The sequence below is a fragment of the Fulvimarina fulva genome (assembly GCF_039652615.1).
GTDB lineage: Bacteria > Pseudomonadota > Alphaproteobacteria > Rhizobiales > Rhizobiaceae > Fulvimarina.
This window is the reverse complement of record NZ_JBDJAC010000001.1, coordinates 354,828-377,505: the sequence shown is the minus strand read 5'-3', so window position 1 is coordinate 377,505 and position 22,678 is coordinate 354,828. Positions and strand designations below refer to the sequence as shown.

The window sequence follows — 22,678 nt, the reverse complement described above, 5'->3', positions numbered from 1 at the left end:
ATCGGGCGGCGCTCGTGTATCCCCTGATCCACGGCGATGCATGAGGAAGCGGAACAACCATGGCTCAGGCCCTTCGAAAGCTCGAGCAGGACGAACAGACGCTCTATAGGGAAGCTCCGAGCAATCTGGAGGCCGAGCAGGCACTGCTCGGCGCAATCCTCGTCAACAACGATGCCTATTACATCGTCCACGATTTCCTGAAGGCCGATCATTTCTACGAGCCGCTGCACCGGGACATCTTCGGAAAAGCGTCGGAAATGATCCGGATGGGCAAGATCGCCAACCCGGTCACGATCAAGACATTTCTGGCGGCCGATCAGCGCATTGGCGAGATGACCATCGCGCAGTATCTCGCACGGCTTGCGGCGGAAGCAACGACGATCATCAACACCGGCGACTATGGCCGGGCGATCTACGATCTCGCCATCAGGCGCTCTCTGATTCGCATCGGCGAGGATGTCGTCAACATCGCCTTCGACGCACCGATCGACATGGAGCCGAAAATCCAGATCGAGGATGCCGAGCGCCGGCTCTTTGAACTGGCAGAAACAGGCCGCTACGACGGCGGCTTCCAGTCCTTCCGCGACGCGATCGATCTCGCGGTCCAGATGGCGACCGCCGCGAAGGATCGCGACGGAGGCCTTTCCGGTATCTCGTCCGGGCTGAGCAGCGTCGACCGCAAGATGGGCGGGCTGCAGTCTTCGGATCTGATCATCCTCGCCGGGCGCCCCGCGATGGGCAAGACATCGCTTGCGACCAACATCGCTTTCAACGTCGCGGCGGCCTACGAGCCCGCCGAACAGGCGGACGGCTCGTTCAAGGCGAAGAATGGCGGCGTCGTCGGCTTCTTCAGTCTCGAAATGTCTGCCGAACAGCTGGCGACGCGTATCATCTCCGAGCAAACCGAGATTTCGTCGTCCAAGATCCGCCGTGGCGAGATCAACGATACCGAGCTGCAGAAACTGATCGCCTGCACGGAAATGATGAGCAAGATCCCGCTCTACATCGATCAGACGGGTGGCATCTCGATCGCGCAGCTCTCCGCCCGAGCGCGTCGCCTGAAACGCCAGCGCGGCCTCGACCTGATGGTGATCGACTACGTCCAGCTGATGACGGGTTCCTCGAAGAAATCGTCGGAAAATCGCGTTCAGGAGATCACCGAGATCACGACGGGTCTCAAGGCGCTCGCCAAAGAGCTCAGCGTGCCGATCATCGCGCTTTCGCAGCTCTCTCGTCAGGTCGAGAACCGCGAAGACAAGCGGCCGCAGCTTTCGGATCTTCGCGAATCCGGCTCGATCGAGCAGGATGCCGACGTCGTGCTCTTCGTTTACCGCGAGGAATACTACCTCGCGAACCGCGAACCGAAGCCGGGCACCGACGAGCACCTGAAGTGGGAGCAGGCGATGAACGAGGCGCGAGGAAAAGGCGACGTCATCATCGCCAAGCAGCGCCATGGTCCCGTCGGAACGGTTCCGCTGGCCTTCCAGCCTGAATATACGCGCTTCTCCGATCTCGCCGACGACGCCTACCTGCCGGAACAGACCTACTGAGGAGCGCGTGATGCGGCACCGGCCGGAAAGCTGTGGCTCGCTTGATGGCTTAGTTGCGGCAACGTCGCCAGTGGTCCGGTATCAAAGGATGCCCCGGGTCGAGATCGACGCTGGCGCGCTCCAGCGCAATTGGGCCGCTCTTGCCGCGGTGCATCCCGGCTCCCGCACAGGTGCGGCGATCAAGGCGAATGGCTATGGGCTCGGTGCCGAGGCCGTGGCGAACACTCTTTACGAAGCCGGCTGCCGCGACTTCTTCGTCGCCTGGCCTGACGAGGGGCTGAGTGTCCGACGAACCCTCGGGCCCAAAGGGCGCATCTTTGTGTTGCAAGGCATCGAGCCCGAGGCTGTGGATGTCCTTGCCGCGAACACCCTCATTCCGGTTCTCTCAACTCCCGACGACCTCGCGATCTGGGTCGATGGTTTGGCCCGAACCGGATGTATCGCTCCGGCGGCGTTACAGCTTGAAACCGGCATGAACCGGCTTGGGCTCGACACGCGCGATTTTTCGAAAGCGATGGAGTTAGCGGCAGAGAAGAAGCTCGATATCGCGCTATTCATCAGTCACCTTGCCAGCGCGGACATGTCTGCCGAAGACACGGCAGAACAGCATCGCCGTTTCGAGGCGATGACCAGGCCTTTTCCGCAGATCGAGAGATCGCTGGCGAACTCTGCGGGCACCGTCTGCGGCGAACAGTTCGGCTTCGATCTCACCCGGCCAGGCATTGCGCTTTACGGCGGCAAGGCGAGCCTCCGAGGGAAACTCGACATCGAGCCGGTCGCCCGGCTCAGCGCCTCCGTGCTTCAAATCGCCGTTGCCGAAGCAGGCGAGAAGGCAGGCTATGCAGGTGCGGCCCATCTGACCCGGCGGACCCGGATCGCCACGATCGGCATCGGCTATGGCGATGGCTATCCACGGGCCCTTTCCGGGGCGGGCGTTCCGGTGCGCGAAGGTCGTGCTGGCCCGAGCGCCTTTCTCGCCGGCTACCGCGTTCCCGTCCTCGGACGAATCTCGATGGACATGACTCTTCTCGATATCACCGACCTTCCCGACGACGCTGCCCGGCCAGGCGACCGTGCGGAACTGTTCGGGCCTCAGATACCGATAGACGATGTCGCCGAGGCCGCCGGGACGATCGCCTACGAATTGCTGACGAGCCTCGGCAGCCGCGTCCGGCGTGAGTGGACCTCGTAAAGTCAGGTCAAAACGCCACCCACTGCCCTATCGCATTTGAAGTGCGAAGGCCGCCGAGAAACCCGGCGGCCTTTTGTATCCGGCGAAACCCGTGAGCCGATGGCGGATCAGAATTCCGTCCAGTCATCCCCATTGGCAGCAACCGCGCTGGCATTGCTGGCGACGGGGGCCGCCCGCTTCGGCGCAGGCGCAGCTTTCTTGGCGATGCGCTCCTGCAAGGCGTGGACGGGACTTGCAACTGGTTTCTGGCGCTCGCCCGCTACGGCAACTGACGGTTTACCCGCCGGCTTCGCCGCAGGACGCGTTGTAGCCTCGGCCTGGCTGGGCCGGGACGATCCAAAATCGCCTCCGGAGATCGAGAAGCGGGAGACGGAAACGGAAAGCGCGTCCGTCTCGGCCTCGACATTCTTGGTCGCCGCAGTCGTCTCCTCGACCATGGCCGCGTTCTGCTGTGTCACCTTGTCCATTTGGTCGGCAGCGCCGGTCACTTCACGCAGCGACGAAGCCTGCTCATTGGCCGAAGCGGCGATGGCCGAGATGACCTGGGACATGGCATTTACTTCCGCGACGATCTCTTCCAGAGAGCGACCGGAGGCCGTCACGAGATCGACGCCTGTACCAACCCGCTCCCGCGACGTCGAGATCAGGCCCTTGATCTCCCTGGCCGCCCCAGCGGATCTTTGAGCAAGTTCGCGGACCTCCTGGGCAACGACCGCAAAGCCCTTGCCGGCCTCGCCAGCACGCGCCGCTTCCACACCGGCATTCAACGCCAGAAGATTGGTCTGGAAGGCGATCTCGTCGATAACACCGATAATGTCATTGATCTTCTGGGACGAGTCCTCGATTTCTTCCATGGCCGAGACGGCGCGTCCGACGATGGCACCGCCCTCTTCGGCCTTGCTTGCGGCCGAGCGGGCCGTCTCGCGCGCCTTGCCAGCATTATCGGCGGTGACCGCGACAGCTCGACTGACATCCGAGAGCGCCGCGACAGTCTCCTCGATCGAAGCAGCCTGCTGCTCGGTGCGATGAGACAGATCGTTGGAGGCGATGGCGATCTCCGACAGGCCGGTGCGAATGGTCTCGACCGAAGACACCACCCCGCCGATTGCCTCTTCGAGCTGGGCGACGCTGTCGTTGAACTTGACGCGGATCGGCTCAAATTCGGGGGCAAGCTTCTGGTTCATGCGAATGGTCAGGTCACCATCCGACAGGCGGTCGAAGCTGGCCTCGACGGCGGTGACGAGCACCCTGAGATCTTCGGCCTTTGAGCTCTCGATCGCCGCCTGGCGTTCCTTGGCAAGAACCTCGTTTCGACGCGACTCTTCCGCCGCATGTTCCAAGCGATCGCGTTCGATCGCCTGTTCCTTGAAGACCTGAAGCGCCCGAGCCATCGAACCGATTTCGTCGCGGCGCTCGGCGCCTTTGATATCAACCTTCAAATGACCGTTGGAGATCTCGCTCATGACGCCTTCGAGAGACCGAAGAGAGCCGGCGATTGAACGGCTCAGCATAGAGGCGATCGAAACCAGAACGAGTAGCCCCGCGAGAGCAGACCCGACCTGGAGATAGGCGGCGAAGGTCGTATTCTGGCGAGATGCGTCGACGGTATCCTGCAAACGCTCGAAAGCGGATTCGGACAGAGTGGCAAGATCGGATCTGAGGACACCCGCGCTATTATCGATGACGTCATCGATTTCTCCGAACGCCTCCTCGTTCGCTCGTTCCTCGATCAGCCTGGGTAGTGTTTCGAGAACGCCGATCCGCAAGGCCTCGACTTTCGCCTCGATCCCGTCGACGGTGTTGGTCTCTCCAACGAGCTGAGCCAGCTCGCGAGCCATGGGAATGAGCGAGGTTATAGTGCTCACGCCCTTCATCATGATTTCCCGTCGTTCAGGCTCGATCGTCCCCTCAGCCTTGTCGACGATCGTATCCATCGCCGCGAGGGTGATCCTGATGACTTCGATGCGCATCTCGGCGACGTCACGAGCAAGGGTCTGCACCTTGTTGAGGTCGTCCGCCGAATGGTTCAAAATCTGGCTTTCAATAAACGCGATCGCTCCGATGGCACTGAAGGCGGCGACCATCAGGGCGATCAGAAGTTTGATCCGACCACCGATCGACATGCGGTCGAGCCTTTTCATCGGTATGCTCAATGTAGGGTCCTCGGTTAGTGTCGCGGACCGTTATCGCGCGACCAGCAAATTGGACATGATCAGAAATATGAGGCGCAACGCATCCTGACATGCCGAAGTGGCACAGAGATGTCGCTGGACGTGAAGGCGACTATCGAGTCTTTCGATTAATCAAAGGTTACATTTACAAATACCGAAATATTTTATCTTGCGCTCGCTTCGAACAAAATCGTAAGAATAAAAATAAGTCGATATAAATATAAGCGCACAACAGCTATACTGCCTATTCTAGGTTTCGAACGCAGGCTTCTCCAGCCCTTGATCGTTCCCGTTCCCGCAGCGACCGACACTTGGCACCTTCGCCGGAGCCTGCAAAACCTGAGCCCGTAAGGGCCTCCCTGCAAGCGCTGGTGTCACGGAGTCGGGCGTAAGTCCGTGGTCCGATGACCTTCTCGTCCAAAGTTTTGATCGCCATCGTAGCTGCCGGCCGCCGTGCTGCCGCAGATCGACCAAGGGCTTTCGCAATCTCTGCGTTCGAATGACCCGCTGCGTGACGGACCCCGAGTTGCTGTCTTTCGAGAGACGAAAGATGGACGTAGAGCCCGTTATGAATCGGTTTTGGCAGTTTTGCGTTGATTGATCATGTCAGATCATCTCTCCTCCTATCCGACCGACCTTTCCGATGAAGAGTGGCCTTTAGTCGCGCCCTATCTTCGGCTTCTCGACGAAGAAGCCGGTCAGCGCGACCATGACCTTCGCGAGGTCTTCAACGGGTTGCGATACGTGGTGAAGATGGGAATGCCATGGCGCTTCATGCCGCGTGACCTGCCGCCCTGGGCGGCTGTCTATCAGCAGATGCAGCGCTGGCTCGCGGCGGACTGCTGAACGGCGAGAGCTTCTACTCGCTCACAGATGCCTGGATCGTGATCGAAAGCTCGCGCCGCCACTACAACACGGCACGTCCGCATTCATCGCTCGGCTACCGACCGCCCGCGCCACAAGCTGTTCTACGGATTGGCGTCGCTCAACGGACCGGCGTCGCCGACTACGCGACCAATGGTGCAACAGCCGACGATGCACTAAGATTCATTCATGACCACCTGGTTGGGGCAGGCCAGTCGGAAACACACATGAAGGCGCTGAAAGAAAATTTTCTGTCAGAACAGGTCAAGAGCCTGGCAGTTGGAAAAGGCAGCGAGCTTCTTGCCGCCTGTGTGAGCAGCCTCGCGCACCACAGTTTGGGCTGTGAGAGGGTCGGTTTCTGCTCTGAAAATTCCGCTGAGCGTTTTGTCGCCGCCTGACTTCGAAGCGTTGTAGATTCCGCAAGTCACGAGGCTGCCGTCGGCCTTTCGCCCGCTGTCCAGTCCCTTGAGCGACACGGCCCAGGATGCAGGAAACAGCTGCTGAACGGCCTGCCGGACGGATTGATCCTGTGCGGGCGTCAGGCTGGCGGGCGCTGTCGGCTGAAGCGTCTCGGCGCCACCGCGCGTCATGATATCGGCGACCTCTGACATCTTCGGAACCTTGATATCAGGCATTCGCACGCTGCCGGCCCCACCGAATACGGAGCAGCCCGACAGGACGAAAGCGAGTGCCGGTGATCCCAAAAGTCCAATGCGCATGAAGATCTGCCCCGAGCGTTCGAAAACCTTCTTATTCAACGAATGCTTCCGGAGCGGTGAAGGTTTCACGATTTAAGGCAACCGAACTTGTCAGCTGCACGTTTCCACAGATCATTTGAAATCCGTTTGATCGCTTCGCGATAACGATTTTGCAAATGCTCACGCGCCTCGCGGGCTTCGATACCGTCCACGGCTTGATTAGCGGGATACAGAACCACTTGACCTGAAAACGAGCGCCGTTTTCTGTCGGGCGTTTCAACGAAGCGATAACCACGCCCGTGAGCCGGTCGTTCTGGCGACGCTGTATCCAATGCCGACCAAGCATAAGAGCCGTCGCCATCAATCAGGAGCGATCGCTTAGAGGTTCAGTATCCGTGGGTGCTCATTCGCTCGACATACCAGGTGGAGAAGTCGTCGAGAGCCCCTTCAGTGAACCTTGAATAGGGTCCCGGACGATAACCGGCCGAGTGGGTGCCGGCATGAGCTCGCGCGACGAGCGCGGCGTCCTGGGCATTGGTCGCCTTCCAGATCGCTGTCAGATTTTCCAGATCGTAATCGACGCCCTCGACCGCATGCTTGTGGACGAGCCACTTCGTGCGCACCAGCGTCTGATCGGCCGAAAGCGGAAAGATCGTGAAGACCACCGCATGATCGGCCATGACGTGGTTCCAGGAATTGTTCCCCCAGAGGTGAATGTCGCCGGTATCTTTGCGTGTCATGGAGCCAAGCAACTTTTTGGACGCGGCGAGCGCATCCGGCGTCTGGGATTCGCCGGCCCCGGCGATGATGAGACGCTGAGTACGAAAGTTGGTCTCCGTGCCGCGCACATGCTCGACGGCCTGTGATGGGAAGCCGTCGTCCTCCCATCTCCTCGTGCGCTCTTCATACATTTTGCCGTGCTTGGCCGCTTCCGCACGATCCTCCTCGGACAGCTGATCGGGATCGAAGCCGAAATCGAGATCAATGAAGGACACGCAAAGCTCGGGATGGTTCGAGGCGCAGTGATAGCACTCCCGATTGTTCTCCATCGTCAGCTTCCAGTTGCCCTCCTCGACCAGTTCGCTCTCATAGGCGACCCTGGTATTCGCGAGATCGTAGGGCGCAAGACGCGGCTCCATGACCTCGCCGAGCGTCTCGATATCGGCGGGCGCTTCGTCAGCAAGGCAGACATAGATAAGGCCACCGATCGAGCGCATGTGGACCGGGCGCAGGTGATGCATATCGTGCCGGAAGTCCCTGCCCATATGAGGCGCATCGATGAGCTCACCATCGAGTTCGTAGATCCACTGGTGATAGGGGCACACGAGCTTGCCGATGGTCGCATGTCCGGCATCGACCAGCTTGGCACCGCGATGGCTGCAAACATTGTGAAAGGCCCGCACCACGCCTTCGTCGTCGCGCACGATCACGATGGAGGAGCGGCCGATATCGACACCATACACGTCGCCCTCCTCCGGCACGTCCGCCTCGACAGCGACGGCAATCCAGTGCCGGTGAAAGATAACGTCGAGATCGGCCTCGTAGACATCGGGCCGGGTGTAGAGGCCGGCGGGCAGCGAGTAACCCGGCTGGCGGGCGCGCAAGAGGCCTGAGACGTCTTCCTTGGGCGATTGAAGCATGACGAAACCTGAATGTCGGGAAACAAAGGCGGGCCTGCTGGGCCAGCGCGCATCTTCGATCCGTCGCCGTCCGCGTTCAATGTCAGAAATTCTGCAACTTCCCATAACTTCAAGTTATGCGTAATCTCCAACGAACGGACCCGACAGATCAGATCGATTATGGCGCTTCGCGGAACTATTCCCTCCCTGGCCTCGCTCGCAACCTTCGAAGCGGCAGCCCGTCTCGGCGGTTTTACAAAAGCCGCAGAAGAGCTTGGCGTGACGCAGGCGGCCGTCAGTCGGCAGATCAAGCTGCTCGAAGGCGAGCTGCACAATACGCTCTTCGTGCGCGGCCATCGACGGGTCGATCTGACGCCGGCAGGTCAAATCCTGGCCCGAGCCGTCTCCCTTTCCTTCGACGCAATGGCGGAGGCCATCACGCAGATCAGGCAGCCCGCACTGACGGGAACAGTCACCATCGGCGCGACCCATGCCGTTTCCCATTTCTGGCTCCTGCCGCGTCTGAAGGCGTTCCGCGAAGCCAATCCCGCGATCAAGCTCCGGGTCCTCTCCCAGGACAATCATTTCGATCTTCGCTCGGACGACGTAGATCTCGTCATCCGGTTCGGCCTCCCGCCCTTCCGGGACGGCCTGACCGTTGGATCGATCGCGGATGAGGTCTTTCCCGCAGCAAGCCCGGCCTTTGCCGAGGAGCTTGGAGAGAATTTTTCCGCCCAGCGCCTTGCAGACATTCCGCTGATCACGAACGAGATCCCGGATGCAACCTGGCTCTCCTGGCGCCAATGGCATGCCGATGCCGGTCTCGGCCGTTTCTCGGAAGCCTCGACCCTGCGCTTCAGTCAGTACAACGACGCCGTCTACGCGGCGATCGCCGGCGAAGGCGTGGTGCTCGGCTGGCGCCTGCTGCTATCGGAGGTGCTGGCCAGCGGTCGGCTTGTCCAGATCGGCGGACGGACGGTCCGTTCGGCGGCACTCTACAACGTCGTCATTGCGTCCAGAAAGACCGACGACCTGACTGTCCAGGCTGCCGCGCGCTGGATCGCCGAACGGCTGGAGATGAGCAAAGAGACACCGGTGCCCTGAGGAGAATTTCGGCCGCCGTCGACGGCTCATGCCGCCGAAAATCTCCGCACCGGTTTCTCGCCTCACCGTCGTAAGGCACCGCGATGCCGACACGTGATACCGCCGGCCAAATGAGTTGACCCAAAGGTCAATTCTTGTCCGGCGATTGGCTCAGGCGCCGCTCGGGCTCCCGGCGGCCTTGTGAAACCGTTGGATTCAAATGCCCCTCGGTGTGACGCGGGAGTTCGGCCCGGTGGTTGTCGAATCTGGCAATCCGTCTGACCTGACGCCGAGAATCGGACAAAATGGAATATATTTTCCATTTTCGGTGAGTTACTCGCGACAGGATGAACACCTGCCCGCATTACCTCGGTCGCGCTTAAGCCGGAGCCGGCGCCATATCCCTTGGCCGCCCGCCCGCCAACTCTCGCGCACGGTATTTTCTTAAAGCCTCCAGGCGCTGATTCCTCTCGCGTCTTCGGTCTGGTCGCCCACTTGGTTTACAGGGACGGCCGGGGCTTGCCGCACGCGCCATTCCTGCAGTGATACCGGCGGACCTCTGAAAGCACCGCTTCCGAAGGTCCGCCGGCAGCCCGAGCGGCGCTTGAGCCAACAGCCGGGTGAGAACTGGCCCGGAGGGTCAGTTCATTCGTCCGGCGGTATGAGATGCATCCGCGCGCGCATCTCGGCTTTGCCGTTGGTCGCCCGTGTCGGCAGGGCAACGAATGACCCACTTCAACCGCTGCCAACCGATCCCTCCACCCTCGCCTCGCGCCAAGGGAGGTTCTGAGAAAAGATTGACAACGCGGAATTTCGGGTCATAAATGGAATATATCTTCCATTTGCATCGCCGGGCGTCGATCTCATCGTATTTCGCCCGGCATGAGATCCGGGTGCAGATGGAGGGTCACTGTCGTTCGCGATCGGAGGAACGTGCGGCAGCGATCGTCAATTCAGGGAGGAACCCATATGCGCATCTTGAAGTCCATCGCGGCAACAGCCGTCATTCTTGCGGTCGCAGGCCCCGCCGCAGCACAGGACGGTGAAGCGCCGACCATCATCGTCGTGACCCACGGTCAAGCGAACGACCCGTTCTGGTCCGTCGTCAAGAACGGTGTCGACCAGGCTGCCAAGGATACCGGCGCCAACGTTTCCTATCGTGCGCCCGAAACCTTCGACATGGTCGCCATGAGCCAGCTCATCGATGCCGCCGTCAATCAGGAGCCGGACGGGCTTGCTGTTTCCATCGCCGATGCCGATGCTCTCAGCCAGTCGATCGAGCGCGCGGTGCAGGCCGGCATTCCGGTCATTTCGCTCAATGCCGGCAGCGACGTCGCGAAGGATCTCGGCGCCCTGCTCCATGTCGGTCAATCCGAATACGACGCGGGCGTTCGGGCCGGCGAACAGCTAAAGGAAATGGGCGGCACAACCGGGCTTTGCGTCAACCAGGAAGTCGGCAACGTTTCGCTCGACCAGCGTTGCGAAGGCTTCTCGGAGGGCTTCGGCGGTTCGGTCGAGGTCCTGCCGACGACGAACGATCCGGCGGACGTCGAGGCGAAGGTTCGTGCCGCGCTTCAGTCGAACGAAGAGATTGATACGGTTCTGGCGCTTGGAGCTGCGACGGCGGGTGAACCCTCGGTGGCAGCGGTCAAATCGCTGAACAAAACCGAGAACGTGAAGGTCGCAAGCTTCGACCTTTCGGCGAGCTTCTTGCAGTCGGTCGCCGATGGCGATGCCGCGTTCGCGATCGATCAGCAGCAGTTCCTGCAAGGATATCTCCCGGTCGTGTTCCTCGATCTCAATGCCAAATACGGTCTCGTTCCCGGCGGCGACGTGCCCTCCGGGCCGAACCTCGTGATGCAGGACGATGCCCAGCAGGTCATCGAACTTTCTGCTGAAGGCATTCGCTGATACCGACGACCCGCCTCGCCGGTTCGGGTCCTCGGGCCCGGCAGCGGGGCGGCCACCTGCATCTGCAAGTATCGTCTTTCGGGCGCGGGTCTCACGTCCGAAGGGCCTGACGGGTCCGTCTGCTGCGGCTCGATACGTGCCGGCGATATGGCGACCACCTGCATCAGGTCGGAATGCATCGCAACCCAGGCCGGGTTTCGGCGCACCGTCTTCAGAAACCCGATACCAATTTTGTAATCGCGCATGATCTGATCCGAACCGTCTTGCAGACCTTCGCGATCGTGCCCGAGTGCGGAGGACCCATGACGGCTGAAACCCAACAGGGCGATGAGCGTCTCAAGGACAGTTCGCTGATCTCCCAGCTCCTCAAACGACCGGAACTCGGCGCAATCGCCGGTGTCGTCGCGGTGACGATCTTCTTCGTCTTCGCGGCCAATCCGGTGATGTTCTCGCTGTCGGGCATCATCAATTTCCTGACGCCGGCCGCACAGCTCGGCATTCTCGCCCTGGGCGCGGCCCTTTTGATGGTCGGCGGCGAGTTCGACCTTTCGGTCGGCTCCATGGTGGCCTTTGCAGGGCTCGTTTTCGGCACGGCGCTGACGGTGTTTCAGCTTCCGCTGCTGATCGCGATCGCGCTCACCTTCTTCGTCGCGGCACTGTTCGGGCTGGTCAACGCGCAGATCGTGCTTCGAACGGGACTTCCGTCCTTCATCGTCACCCTCGCATTTCTTTTCATCCTGCGTGGCCTAAGCCTCGTCGGGCTGAAATGGGCCACCGGCGGCTCCACCCAGCTGCGCGGTATCAATGAGGCGGTGCAGGGCGACTGGCTCCTCCCGATCTTTTCCGGGCGGGCCTTTCAGGGTCTATTCGCATGGATGGCCAAGCAGGGCTGGATCGATTCCTTCTCCAATGGCAATCCGAAGGTGGAGGGTATTCCCGTCGAAATACTCTGGTTCATCGGGCTTACCATCGTCCTCACCTGGATCCTGCTCCGCACGCCGGCCGGCAACTGGATCTTTGCCTCTGGCGGCGATGCCAATGCCGCCAAAAATTCCGGCGTGCCCGTGCGCCGCGTGAAGACGTCGCTCTTCATGTTGACGGCTTGCTGCGCTGCGCTCGTCGCGATCCTAACCGTGCTCGACGCCGGCTCGACAGACGCCCGGCGCGGCTTCCAGAAGGAGTTCGAGGCCATCATCGCGGCCGTCATCGGAGGCTGCCTTCTGACAGGCGGCTACGGCTCTGCCGTGGGCGCGTTCTTCGGCTCGATCATCTTCGGCATGGTGCTGATCGGGCTGACTTATACGCAGATCGATCAGGACTGGTATCAGGTCTTCCTCGGCGGCATGCTGCTGATCGCCGTGCTCTTCAACAACATCATCCGCAAGCGTGTGACGGGGGAGCGATAAGATGAGCGAACCAATCGTTCACATGGACAATATCGAGAAGCACTTCGGCAATATCGTTGCGCTGTCGGGGGTCTCCTTCGATGTGCGGCCCGGCGAATGCCATTGCCTTCTCGGCGACAACGGTGCGGGCAAGTCCACCTTCATCAAGACCATGTCCGGCGTCCATAAGCCGACCAAGGGCAAGATGTATGTCGGCGGCAAGGAAGTCTCATTTGACAGCCCCCGCGAGGCGATGGATGCCGGGATTGCGACGGTCTATCAGGATCTCGCGATGATCCCGCTGATGAGCGTCACCCGGAATTTCTGGATGGGGCGCGAGCCCACCAAGGGCTGGGGACCCTTCAAGCGCTTCGACACGAAGACGGCCGAAGAGGTGACGGTGAAAGAGATGCGCCGGATGGGCATCAACCTGCGCGAAGCCGATCAGGCCGTCGGAACCTTGTCTGGCGGCGAGCGCCAGACGGTCGCGATTTCCCGCGCCGTGTATTTCGGCGCGAAGGTGCTGATCCTCGACGAGCCGACCTCAGCGCTCGGTGTGCGGCAGACCGCGAGCGTCCTCTCGACGATCGACCGGGTGCGAAAGGACGGCATCGCCGTCGTCTTCATCACCCATAATGTGCGCCATGCCATGGCGGTGGGCGATCGTTTCACGGTGCTCAATCGGGGCAAGACCTTCGGCACGTCCACCAGGGACAAGATCACGCCCGAAGAGCTTCAGGACCTGATGGCCGGCGGTCAAGACATGGTGGAACTGGAAAGCAGCCTCGGCGGCACGGTCTGAAAAGGCGGCACTCAAGTCTTTTACGGTCGGAGATACGTTACCGCGCACGGCGTTCGTCTGGTGCGTCGACGTCCATCTTCATTTGTCGTCTGTGCGGACGGGATCGGCGCGATCCACGCCAATAAGGCCATCGGGAAACGGGAGGAGACGCCATGGACGCGATGACAAACAGCACAGAGCGCCGCAACCGGATCTGGCTTGATCCGGCCAGCGGGAGCTTTGAGACCTTCCGGCGGCAGGTTGCGCGCGAGACACGGGGCGAGGACTGGCCGAACGCCGCCGAGATCCAGATGAATATTCCGATCTATGAAGGCCGGCGTGTCCGCGAGGCTACAGGCGAGGAAAACGATCGTCTCGACTTGATGGCTGAATGGGCCGAGCTTTTCATGTCGGGTCCGGGCGTTCTCGTGATCCGGAATGCTGTGGAGGATCACGAGACGATTGATCGTGCCACAGCGATTTTCGAAACGATCATCGACGAGGAGAAGACCGCTTCTAGGGGCGGCGGCGACCATTTCGCCAAGGCCGGCGCCAATGACCGGGTCTGGAACGCGCTTGAAAAGCACTGTCTCGCTGACCCCGCGAATTTCGCGCGCTATTACGCCTCCGACGCGCTCGCCATGGCATCGGAAGCCTGGCTAGGACGCGGCTACCAAATGACCGCGCAGGTCAACCGCGTGAATCCGGGAGGGGCAGCGCAAACGCCGCATCGCGACTATCATCTGGGCTTCATGACGCCCGACCAGATGACGGCTTTCCCCTCACACATCCACGCAATCTCGCCAGTGCTGACGCTCCAGGGCGCCATTGCCCATTGCGACATGCCGGTCGAGACAGGGCCGACGCTCTTCCTGCCCTATTCGCAGACCTTCTTTGAGGGCTACCTCGCCTTTGGCCGCAAGGAATTCCAGGACTATTTCGCCGAGCATCACGTCCAGCTTCCCCTGAAAAAAGGCGATGCCGTGTTCTTCAATCCGGCGCTCATGCACGGTGCCGGCACAAATCGCTCGGCCGATATCCGCCGCATGGCCAATCTTCTCCAGGTCTCTTCCGCCTTCGGACGCGCCATGGAGACGGTGGACCGTTCGAAAATGTCCATCGTCCTCTATCCGGCGCTTCTTGATGCGAAAGCCGAAGCCGGTGAGCGCGCGCTCCGCAACGCGGTCGCGGCCTGCGCGGAAGGCTACGCCTTTCCAACCAACCTCGATCGCGATCCGCCAAAGGGTGGCCTTGCGCCGAAGAGCCAGGCCGAGCGCATGCTGGAGGCTCTGGCCGACGGAATGGCTGCGGATGTCTTCGCAGAAACGATCGCAGCTTACGACGATCGCCGCCGCTCCTGAACCGGCGGTCTTGATCCGAGCGCATCGCGACATCGGGACTTGAGATCTGGCCGCGACACGACCTGGCAGACAGTTGCATCAAACGAGAAAGGTCAAGGAATGGGACGTCTGGACGGAAAGATCGCCGTGGTGACCGGCGGAACCCAAGGGCTCGGTGCAGCGGTCGCGCGGCTTTTCGCCGAACGCGGCGCGGCGGGCCTCGTCATCTGTGGACGCAACACGGATAAGGGCGCAGCCGTCGCGCGGGCGATCGAAGACAAGATAGGGACACCCACTGAATTCGTCGAAGCCGATCTCGCCGAAGTCGATCCGTGCAGAGCGGTCATCGCCCGGGCGGCGACGCGTTTCGAGCGGCTCGACATTCTCGTCAACGCCGCCGGGCTCACCGATCGCGGCACGATCCTCGATACGGATCAGATCCTCTTCGACCGGATGATGGCGGTCAATGTTCGCGCACCCTTTTTCCTAATGCAGGAAGCGATCAAGCTGATGCAGGAGAAGAAGACGCACGGCTCGATCGTCAACGTCTCCTCGGTGTCATCCCATGCCGGCCAGCCCTTCATCGCCGCTTACTGCGCATCGAAGGGCGCGCTCGATACGCTGACGCGCAACACCGCCTATGCACTTCTCCACAATCAGATCCGCGTCAACGCGCTTAATATCGGATGGATGGCGAGCGAGGGCGAAAAGACCATCCAGCAACGCTATCATGGAGCGGGCGAGGACTGGCTCCTGAACGCGGGCGCACATCTGCCGAACGGTCGGCTTGTCGACCCGAAAGAGGTCGCTCGGGCTGTCGCCTTCCTGGCGTCGGACGAGTCAGGCCTGATGACCGGGGCCTGCGTTGAATTCGATCAGTCGGTCCGCGGTGCCTTCGACAGCCAGCCCATGCCGGAGGGCCCGCTCTGAAGAAGAGGGCAAGGCCCGACGCGGGCCGCTTCGAACGGACGCCGCAGTACTTCGATGCAAAAACGCAGCTGAACCAATCGAAATATGAAAGCCGCGAAGCCATTGGAGCTTCGCGGCTTTTCTTTTTGTCTCTTTTTGTCTTGCTCGATGAGCGGGCTTGGATGCCTGCCGCCTCAGAGCGAAGCGAGTTCCACGCTGCGCCCTTCCTTCAAGGAGATGTTCGCCGCCTCGGCGAGAAGCAGCGCGTTGACGCCGTCTTCCACCGTCGCCGGCACCGGCTTGCCCTCGACCACCGCATCCACGAAGCCTGCCCATTCGATGCCATAGGCGCGCATGTAGCGTTCAAGGAAGAAATAGACGGGTTTGGCCGAAGTGACGCCCGCCGTAGTCGACTTCGAAACCGTGTGTTCCAGTATGTTCTCGGCCTGGAGCATGCCGTCCGAACCGAGCAGTTCGATGCGCTGGTCGTAGCCATGGACGGCACGGCGCGAATTGCGGATGGTGGCGATGCGTCCGTCCGCATAGTCTAGAATGACGACCGCCGTATCGATATCACCGGCCTTGCCGATCTCGGGATCGATGAGACAGGCCCCCGACGCCGTGACCTTTTGCGGCATGCCGAAAAGCCAAGCGCAGATGTCGAAATCGTGGATCATCATGTCCCGGAAGAGCCCACCGGAAACCTTGATATAGGAAACCGGAGGCGGGCCCGGATCATAGGATGTAACCGCCAGCATCTCGCCCTTGCCGATCTCGCCACCGGCGAACGCGCCCTTGAGCGCGGCGAAGTTCGGATCGAAACGCCGGTTGAAGCCCATCATCACCGGCTTTGATGATTTTTCGGCAATCGCCTGAACCTGACGGGCGCGGGACAGATCGAGATCGATCGGCTTTTCGCAGAAGATCGCCTTGCCCGCCGCGACGCCCTTTTCGATGAAGTCGGCATGGGTGTTGGTGGAGGATGCGATCAGGATCGCGTCGATGCTCCTATCGCCAAGTATATCGTCCGGGCTGCGCACCGCAACGCCGTATTCCTTGCCGAGCGCCTCGGCAGCGTCTGCCACGACGTCGGTGACGGCGACGAGTTCGCTGCGCGGGTCCATACGGATCGAGGCGGCGTGGACCTTGCCGATACGGCCGGCACCGAAGATGGCGGTTTTCATGTCGGTATCCTTTCGGAAAAAAAGGCTCAGAGCGAAATTCGACGCTCTTCGCGCGCAGACTGATCGATGGCGTGGATGACGGCCTCGAAGGCGAGCGCGTCGGTGAAATTCGGGTGCGCCTCTTCGCCGGCAGCGATTGCGCGCAGGAACGAGGCGACCTCGATGGTCTTCAGGTCGCCGAAACCCAGCTGATGCCCCGGCGCCGGACAGAACGCGCCATAGGGCGGATGCTCAGGCCCGGTGAGAATGGTCGAGAAGCCCTGTCGTCCGACCGGGCCCTCGTTCACATAGATCTGGAGTTCATTCATCCGCTCCTGAGAAAAGGCGAGCATGCCCTTGGTGCCATGCACTTCCCATTCGAGCTTGTTCTTGCGACCCCAGGCAGAACGCGAGGTATTGATCGTGCCCTGCGCCCCGTTGCCGAAACGCACGAGCGCGCTCGCCGCGTCCTCGTTTTCAACGTCGGCGGAACCCTCGCCGCTCGCAAGACGACGGGTAGGGTGGATGATCTGGGTGTCGGCCACAAGGCTTTCGATCGGCCCCATCAATCCGCAGGCCATAGAAACAAGGTGGCAGCCGAGATCGCCCAGCGCACCCAACCCGGCATCGGCTGTGCGCGAACGCCAGCTCCAGGCGAGATCGGGATCGGCCTGATAATCCTCGTCGACAAAGCCACGAAGATGCACCGGCTTGCCGATCACGCCTTCGGCGATGAGACGGACCGCATGGGTGAACGCCGGGTTGTGGATGTAGTTATAGCCGACCATGGTCCGCACGCCCTTTTCGCGCGCAGCGGCCTCCATCTCGCGGGCATCGTCCAGCGTCAGCGCCAACGGCTTTTCGCAGTGAACATGCTTGCCCGCCGCGATCGCCGCCAATGCGATCTCCTTATGGAGCGCATTGGGCGTGGTGATCGCAACGATGTCGACCTTCGGGTCGGCGATCAGATCGCGCCAGTCCGCGCTCGCCCGCGCAAAACCAAACTGATCGGCCATGGACCGCGCCCGGTCCTCCGGGGTATCGCAGAGGCAGGCAAGATCGAGATGGGGTAGCCCGCCGAAGACGGCACGCGCCGAGCGGTAGGCCAGAGCATGCGCCTTGCCCATGAACCCAGTGCCAATCAGGCCGAGACCGAGGCTTTCTCCCGGCATCATTTGCCCTCCGCCGAATTAGAATTTATATTCCAAATCGGAAGTGCGCCCATCAGCGTCTTCTGTCAAGAGCGAGGCTCCGGAATGACATCGATCACCGAAGGCGAACGAACAGCTCCGGCCTCGATTGCCGAACTGCTTGAGCGGCTCGATCGCATGGAGGACAGCCTCCCAAAACGGCTCAAGCAATGCTCGGTCCAGCTAAGAAACAACATGCATCTGATTGCCGTTTCGACCGTGGCCGACATGGCGGCTGGCGCCGATGTTCCTGCCTCGGCCTTCATGCGTTTTTGCCAGGCTCTCGGCTTTTCCGGCTATTCGCCGATGCAGGCTTTGTTTCGGGCAGAATACACCCAGTCGCGCCCGGATTATGCCGAGCGCCTGTCACGCATCAGCGAGGCCAGCGCCCAAAATGTAGGCGCGCTTACAGCGGACTTCGCCGATGCCGGGCGGCAGTCTCTCGAAACCCTGTCGAGCGGGCTCGATCATGCTGCACTGCAGGGCGCGGCGGTCATCCTAGCGAATGCGGAGACCATACATCTCGTCGGCCTGCGGCGCGCGTTTCCGATCGTCAGCACCATGGCCTATCTCCTCGAAAAGATGGAGGTGCCGACTCTGCTCCACCACGCGGCCGGCCATCTAGCCAGCGACCACGCGATCCGCCCAGGTGACGCGGTCTTTGCCGTGACGTTCTCGCCCTATTCGCCCGAGACGATCGAAGTGGCGACTCGGGCGGCGAGACGCGGCATATCCCTGGTCGCCCTCAGCGATACCGCCGAATGCCCACTTGGCGAGACCGCCCGCCATCTCCTCGTCGCGCGCGAGATGGAAGTGGGCGCATTCCGCGTTCCGACGGCGGCCCTCACCCTTGCGACGGCGCTCTCCGTCGCGATCGGGACCATGCGCAAGAAGGCCCGTTGACATGTCTGCCGTCGAAGAGCAAAATTGGAATAAATATTCCAAATAATATCATGCGAGGCTTCTCCCGAAAATCGGGACCCGAGCCGCGCATCGAGGCCGCAGCGCCGCACATGGGAGGAAGACAGTGACGGGAGCCGAGACCGGAACAGAATCGATATGCGCCGCCGCGCGAGGAATCCGAACATGACCAAGGACCTCGATCTCATCACGATCGGCCGCTCCTCGGTCGATCTTTACGGCGCGCAGGTCGGTGGACGCCTCGAAGACATGCGGAGCTTCGACAAATATGTCGGCGGCTCTCCAACCAATATGGCGACCGGCACCGCCCGCCTCGGCCTGAAATCCGCGCTCATCACCCGCGTTGGCAACGAGCATATGGGCCGCTTCCTCATCGAGGAGCTTGCTCGTGAGGGCGTCGATGTGACCGGTGTCGTCACAGATCCGGAGCGCCTCACGGCCCTTGTCCTTCTCGGGATTCGCGACGAGGAGCAGTTCCCGCTGATCTTCTACCGCGAGAACTGCGCCGATATGGCGCTCTCAGTAGACGATATCGACGAGGACTTCATCGCCCGTGCCCGCGCCGTGGTCGCGACCGGCACCCATCTTTCCAATCCGCGCACCGAGGCAGCCGTCCTGAAGGCGCTGGAGCTTGCGCGCGAGCATGGCGCACGCACAGCGCTCGATATCGACTACCGGCCGAACCTTTGGGGGCTTGCCGGCCATGATGCGGGTGAAGAGCGCTTCATCGCTTCGGACAAGGTCACCCGGAAGCTGCAATCGACGCTGCATCTCTTCGATCTCATCGTCGGGACGGAAGAGGAATTCCACATCGCCGGCGGCACCACCGACACGATCGGCGCGCTCAGGGCCGTCCGCGCCGTCTCGGACGCGGTGCTCGTCTGCAAGCGCGGCGCGGCTGGCGCGGCGGCCTTCGAGGGCGCTATTCCGGAGAGCCTCGACGACGGCCAGACCGGCCCCGGCTTTCCGATCGAGGTCTTCAACGTGCTCGGCGCGGGTGATGGCTTCATGTCCGGCCTCCTCAAGGGGTGGCTCGATGACGAAAGCTGGCCGGTCGCCCTCAAATACGCCAATGCCTGCGGCGCGTTCGCGGTCTCGCGGCACGGATGCACGCCGGCCTATCCCTCGCTCACCGAGCTCGAATTCTTCCTCGAACGCGGCGTGAGGGAAAAGGCGCTGCGCAAGGATCGCGAACTCGAACAGGTCCACTGGTCGACGAACCGCAGCGGCGACTGGCCGGATATGCGGGTCTTCGCCTTCGACCATCGCATGCAGCTCGAAGACCTGCCGGGTGCGGATGCGGACAGGATCGGTGCATTCAAGCAGCTCTGCCTCGATGCGGCGCTGAAAGTTCAGGACGGGCGGGCCGGCTACGGCATTCTCTGCGACGGGCGGCTCGGGCGGCAGGCGCTCTATCGCGCGGCGGGGCGCAGCCTCTGGATCGGCCGGCCGGTCGAATGGCCGGGCTCGCGGCCCCTCGAACTGGAGCCGGAGATCGGCACCGATTTCGGCGGTCTTGCGGAATGGCCGGCCGAGCATGTCGTCAAATGCCTCTGCTTCTGTCACCCGGACGACGATGCCGAGATGTGGGCGCATCAGGAAGCGACCGTTCAGCGGCTCTTCGCGGCGGCCCGCCGCAACCGGCTGGAATTTCTCCTTGAGGTCATCCCCTCCAAGGCAGGTCCTGTCGACGACGAAACGACGGCCACGATCATTCGCCGCTTCTATGACCTTGGTATCTATCCCGACTGGTGGAAGCTTGAACCGATGGTAAGCGAGGCCGGTTGGCAAAACGCCTGCACCGCGATCGAAGAGAACGATCCCCATGTGCGCGGCATCGTGGTCCTCGGCCTCGAAGCCAGTGAAGACGCACTGAAGGAGAGCTTCGCCAAGGCCGCGAAATGTCCGCTCGTGAAGGGTTTCGCTGTGGGCCGCACCATCTTCGCGGACGCTGCGAAAGCCTACATGCAAAACGAGATCACGCCGAGTACGGCCGTCACGCAGATGGCAGAGCGATATGCGCGTCTCTGCGCTCTTTGGGAAGAGGCGCGCGCGGGAGGAGATATCCAATGAGCACGATCCGATTGACCGCCGCTCAGGCGCTGGTGAAATACATCGCAGCCCAGCTGAACGAGGATGGCGAACCCTTTCTCGCCGGCGTATGGGCGATTTTCGGCCATGGCAATGTCGCCGGCCTCGGCGAGGCGCTCTATGCCGAACGCGATGCGATCCAGACCTATCGCGGGCATAACGAGCAGACGATGTGCCATGCGGCGATTGCCTATGCCAAGCAGTCGAACCGCCGCCGAGCGATGGCGGTCACCTCCTCCATCGGTCCCGGCGCGACGAACATGGTCACCGCCGCGGCGCTCGCCCATGTCAATCGGCTTCCCCTGCTTCTGATTCCCGGCGACGTCTTCGCCAATCGCGGCCCGGACCCAGTGCTTCAGCAGAGCGAAGATTTCAGCGACGGCACAGTGACGGTGAATGACGCCTTCCGGCCCGTGACGCGCTATTTCGACCGCATCATGCGTCCCGAACAGCTCCTGACCGCCCTGCCCCGCGCATTCCGCACCATGACCGATCCGGCCGATTGCGGACCAGTCTGTCTCTCCTTCTGTCAGGACGTGCAGGCCGAAGCCTACGATTATCCTGAAAGCTTCTTCACGCCCCGCACATGGCGCTTCCGCCGGCCGCATCCCGATCCCGTCGAGGTGTCAAGCGTCGCGGATATGCTGAGATCGGCGAAGAAGCCGGTCATCGTCGCGGGCGGCGGCGTCCACTATTCGCTGGCAACCGAAGCGCTTCAGGCCTTCGCCGAAAAGCACGGCATCCCGGTGGTCGAAAGCCAGGCCGGCAAATCGGCGCTCGCCTGGGATCACCCGCTCAATCTCGGCCCCGTCGGCGTCACCGGCGCGTCTTCAGCGAATATCATCTCAGCCGAGGCCGATCTGGTGCTCGGCGTCGGCACCCGCTTTCAGGATTTCACCACCGGCTCCTGGAACCTGTTTCGCAATCCGAAGCGCAAGCTCGTCAGCCTCAACGTCGCAGCCTATGACGCCATGAAGCACGGCGCGGAGCCGCTGTGCTGCGATGCGCGGGTTGGCCTTGAAGCGCTTTCTGAAGCCCTCGGAGATTTCGCTTTCGAAGCACCCGCTGCATCGCTGAAGGAAGATTGGTTCGCCGCCGTCGATCCGCTGACCGACGCGCCAGCCGAGACCAACGAACTGCCGACGGACCAACAGGTGATCGGCGCGGTCCAGCGAGCGAGCGGGCCGGATACGGTCGTCATGTGCGCGGCCGGGACCATGCCGGGCGAACTTCACAAGCTGTGGAAGGCCCCGCGTCCGGGCGGCTACCACATGGAATACGGCTATTCCTGCATGGGCTACGAGATTGCCGGTGCGCTTGGCATAAAGATGGCCCAGCCCGAGCGAGACGTCGTCTGCATGCTCGGCGACGGCAGCTACATGATGGCGAATTCCGAACTCGCGACCGCTGCGATGCTCGGTCAGAGGATCACGATCGTCATCACCGACAATCGCGGCTATGGCTGCATCAACCGGCTTCAGCAGGGTTGCGGCGGGGCGGAATTCAACAACCTCCTGAAGAACAGCTATCGCGGCAAGCATTCGAACATCGATTTCGCCGCCCATGCCGCTTCGATGGGCGCGACTTCGAAACATGTGGGCTCGATCGCCGAACTCGAAACCGCGCTCGCAGAGGGCAAGGATGTCGACGGACCCTACGTGGTCGTCATCGACACCGACCCCTATCCCTCGACTCCCCATGGTGGCCACTGGTGGGATGTCGCCGTGCCCGAGGTCTCGTCGCGCGAAGCGGTGGAAGAGGCGCGCAAGGCCTATGAAGAACAAATCCGCATCCGCGCGATCGGCTGACG

17 protein-coding genes and 2 pseudogenes are annotated in these 22,678 nt (G+C 61.7%); 13 read left to right on the top strand and 6 right to left on the bottom strand.

Going from position 1 to position 22,678, the window contains the following annotated elements:
* Positions 1-59: 59 nt before the first annotated feature.
* Both ABDX79_RS01700 and alr read left to right on the top strand, forming a co-directional pair.
* On the top strand, positions 60-1,550 hold the full coding sequence (locus ABDX79_RS01700; protein WP_346218520.1) for a replicative DNA helicase: 1,491 nt from the start codon (positions 60-62) through the stop codon (positions 1,548-1,550).
* Positions 1,551-1,638: 88 nt separating this feature from the next.
* Positions 1,639-2,742: an alanine racemase gene (gene alr / locus ABDX79_RS01695; RefSeq protein ID WP_346218519.1), complete on the top strand. Its 1,104-nt coding sequence runs from the start codon at positions 1,639-1,641 to the stop codon at positions 2,740-2,742.
* Positions 2,743-2,849: 107 nt separating this feature from the next.
* Here alr and ABDX79_RS01690 read toward each other — a convergent pair whose 3' ends face one another.
* Positions 2,850-4,883, bottom strand: coding sequence for a methyl-accepting chemotaxis protein (locus ABDX79_RS01690; RefSeq protein WP_346218518.1), 2,034 nt, complete (start codon positions 4,881-4,883; stop codon positions 2,850-2,852).
* Positions 4,884-5,157: 274 nt separating this feature from the next.
* Positions 5,158-5,487: a helix-turn-helix domain-containing protein gene (locus ABDX79_RS01685; RefSeq protein ID WP_346218879.1), complete on the bottom strand. Its 330-nt coding sequence runs from the start codon at positions 5,485-5,487 to the stop codon at positions 5,158-5,160.
* 29 nt (positions 5,488-5,516) lie between these two features.
* On the opposite strand from ABDX79_RS01685, the pseudogene ABDX79_RS01680 reads away from it, so the two are divergent.
* Positions 5,517-5,756 (top strand): annotated as a pseudogene (locus ABDX79_RS01680) (transposase); the annotation flags it as partial.
* Positions 5,744-5,957, top strand: a pseudogene (locus ABDX79_RS19660) (integrase core domain-containing protein); the annotation flags it as partial. The pseudogenes ABDX79_RS01680 and ABDX79_RS19660, both read left to right, overlap by 13 nt.
* A gap of 74 nt (positions 5,958-6,031) precedes the next feature.
* Here the strand turns inward: ABDX79_RS19660 and ABDX79_RS01670 are convergent.
* Positions 6,032-6,412, bottom strand: coding sequence for a hypothetical protein (locus ABDX79_RS01670; RefSeq protein WP_346218517.1), 381 nt, complete (start codon positions 6,410-6,412; stop codon positions 6,032-6,034).
* Between the two features lie 449 nt (positions 6,413-6,861).
* The gene (locus ABDX79_RS01665) at positions 6,862-8,115 is read right to left on the bottom strand and encodes an aromatic ring-hydroxylating oxygenase subunit alpha (RefSeq protein WP_346218516.1); all 1,254 of its coding nucleotides are present in this window, start codon (positions 8,113-8,115) and stop codon (positions 6,862-6,864) included.
* A gap of 159 nt (positions 8,116-8,274) precedes the next feature.
* On the opposite strand from ABDX79_RS01665, the gene ABDX79_RS01660 reads away from it, so the two are divergent.
* The 6 genes from ABDX79_RS01660 to ABDX79_RS01635 all read left to right on the top strand — a co-directional run bounded on the left by ABDX79_RS01660 (position 8,275) and on the right by ABDX79_RS01635 (position 15,524).
* On the top strand, positions 8,275-9,198 hold the full coding sequence (locus tag ABDX79_RS01660) for a LysR substrate-binding domain-containing protein (protein WP_346218515.1): 924 nt from the start codon (positions 8,275-8,277) through the stop codon (positions 9,196-9,198).
* Between the two features lie 948 nt (positions 9,199-10,146).
* Complete coding sequence (locus ABDX79_RS01655; RefSeq protein WP_346218514.1) at positions 10,147-11,088, top strand: sugar ABC transporter substrate-binding protein; 942 nt, start codon at positions 10,147-10,149, stop codon at positions 11,086-11,088.
* A 302-nt stretch (positions 11,089-11,390) separates the two neighbouring features.
* Complete coding sequence (locus ABDX79_RS01650) at positions 11,391-12,494, top strand: ABC transporter permease (protein ID WP_346218513.1); 1,104 nt, start codon at positions 11,391-11,393, stop codon at positions 12,492-12,494.
* 1 nt (position 12,495) lies between these two features.
* On the top strand, positions 12,496-13,275 hold the full coding sequence (locus tag ABDX79_RS01645) for an ATP-binding cassette domain-containing protein (RefSeq protein WP_346218512.1): 780 nt from the start codon (positions 12,496-12,498) through the stop codon (positions 13,273-13,275).
* 152 nt (positions 13,276-13,427) lie between these two features.
* A complete protein-coding gene (locus ABDX79_RS01640; protein ID WP_346218511.1) occupies positions 13,428-14,615 on the top strand; it encodes a phytanoyl-CoA dioxygenase family protein in 1,188 nt (395 codons plus the stop codon).
* A 99-nt stretch (positions 14,616-14,714) separates the two neighbouring features.
* A complete protein-coding gene (locus ABDX79_RS01635) occupies positions 14,715-15,524 on the top strand; it encodes an SDR family oxidoreductase (protein WP_346218510.1) in 810 nt (269 codons plus the stop codon).
* A 173-nt stretch (positions 15,525-15,697) separates the two neighbouring features.
* Here the strand turns inward: ABDX79_RS01635 and iolG are convergent, their stop codons facing one another.
* Both iolG and ABDX79_RS01625 read right to left on the bottom strand, forming a co-directional pair.
* Positions 15,698-16,687, bottom strand: coding sequence for an inositol 2-dehydrogenase (gene iolG / locus ABDX79_RS01630; protein ID WP_346218509.1), 990 nt, complete (start codon positions 16,685-16,687; stop codon positions 15,698-15,700).
* A gap of 26 nt (positions 16,688-16,713) precedes the next feature.
* Complete coding sequence (locus ABDX79_RS01625) at positions 16,714-17,841, bottom strand: Gfo/Idh/MocA family protein (RefSeq protein ID WP_346218508.1); 1,128 nt, start codon at positions 17,839-17,841, stop codon at positions 16,714-16,716.
* 81 nt (positions 17,842-17,922) lie between these two features.
* Here ABDX79_RS01625 and ABDX79_RS01620 point away from each other — a divergent pair, with 81 nt between their 5' ends.
* The 3 genes from ABDX79_RS01620 (at position 17,923) to iolD (ending at position 22,676) form a co-directional block, all read left to right on the top strand.
* Positions 17,923-18,759, top strand: coding sequence for a MurR/RpiR family transcriptional regulator (locus ABDX79_RS01620; RefSeq protein ID WP_346218507.1), 837 nt, complete (start codon positions 17,923-17,925; stop codon positions 18,757-18,759).
* 183 nt (positions 18,760-18,942) lie between these two features.
* A complete protein-coding gene (locus ABDX79_RS01615; RefSeq protein WP_346218506.1) occupies positions 18,943-20,850 on the top strand; it encodes a bifunctional 5-dehydro-2-deoxygluconokinase/5-dehydro-2-deoxyphosphogluconate aldolase in 1,908 nt (635 codons plus the stop codon).
* Positions 20,847-22,676: a 3D-(3,5/4)-trihydroxycyclohexane-1,2-dione acylhydrolase (decyclizing) gene (gene iolD, locus ABDX79_RS01610; RefSeq protein ID WP_346218505.1), complete on the top strand. Its 1,830-nt coding sequence runs from the start codon at positions 20,847-20,849 to the stop codon at positions 22,674-22,676. Before ABDX79_RS01615 ends, iolD begins: the two co-directional genes overlap by 4 nt.
* The last annotated feature ends 2 nt before the right edge of the window (positions 22,677-22,678 follow it).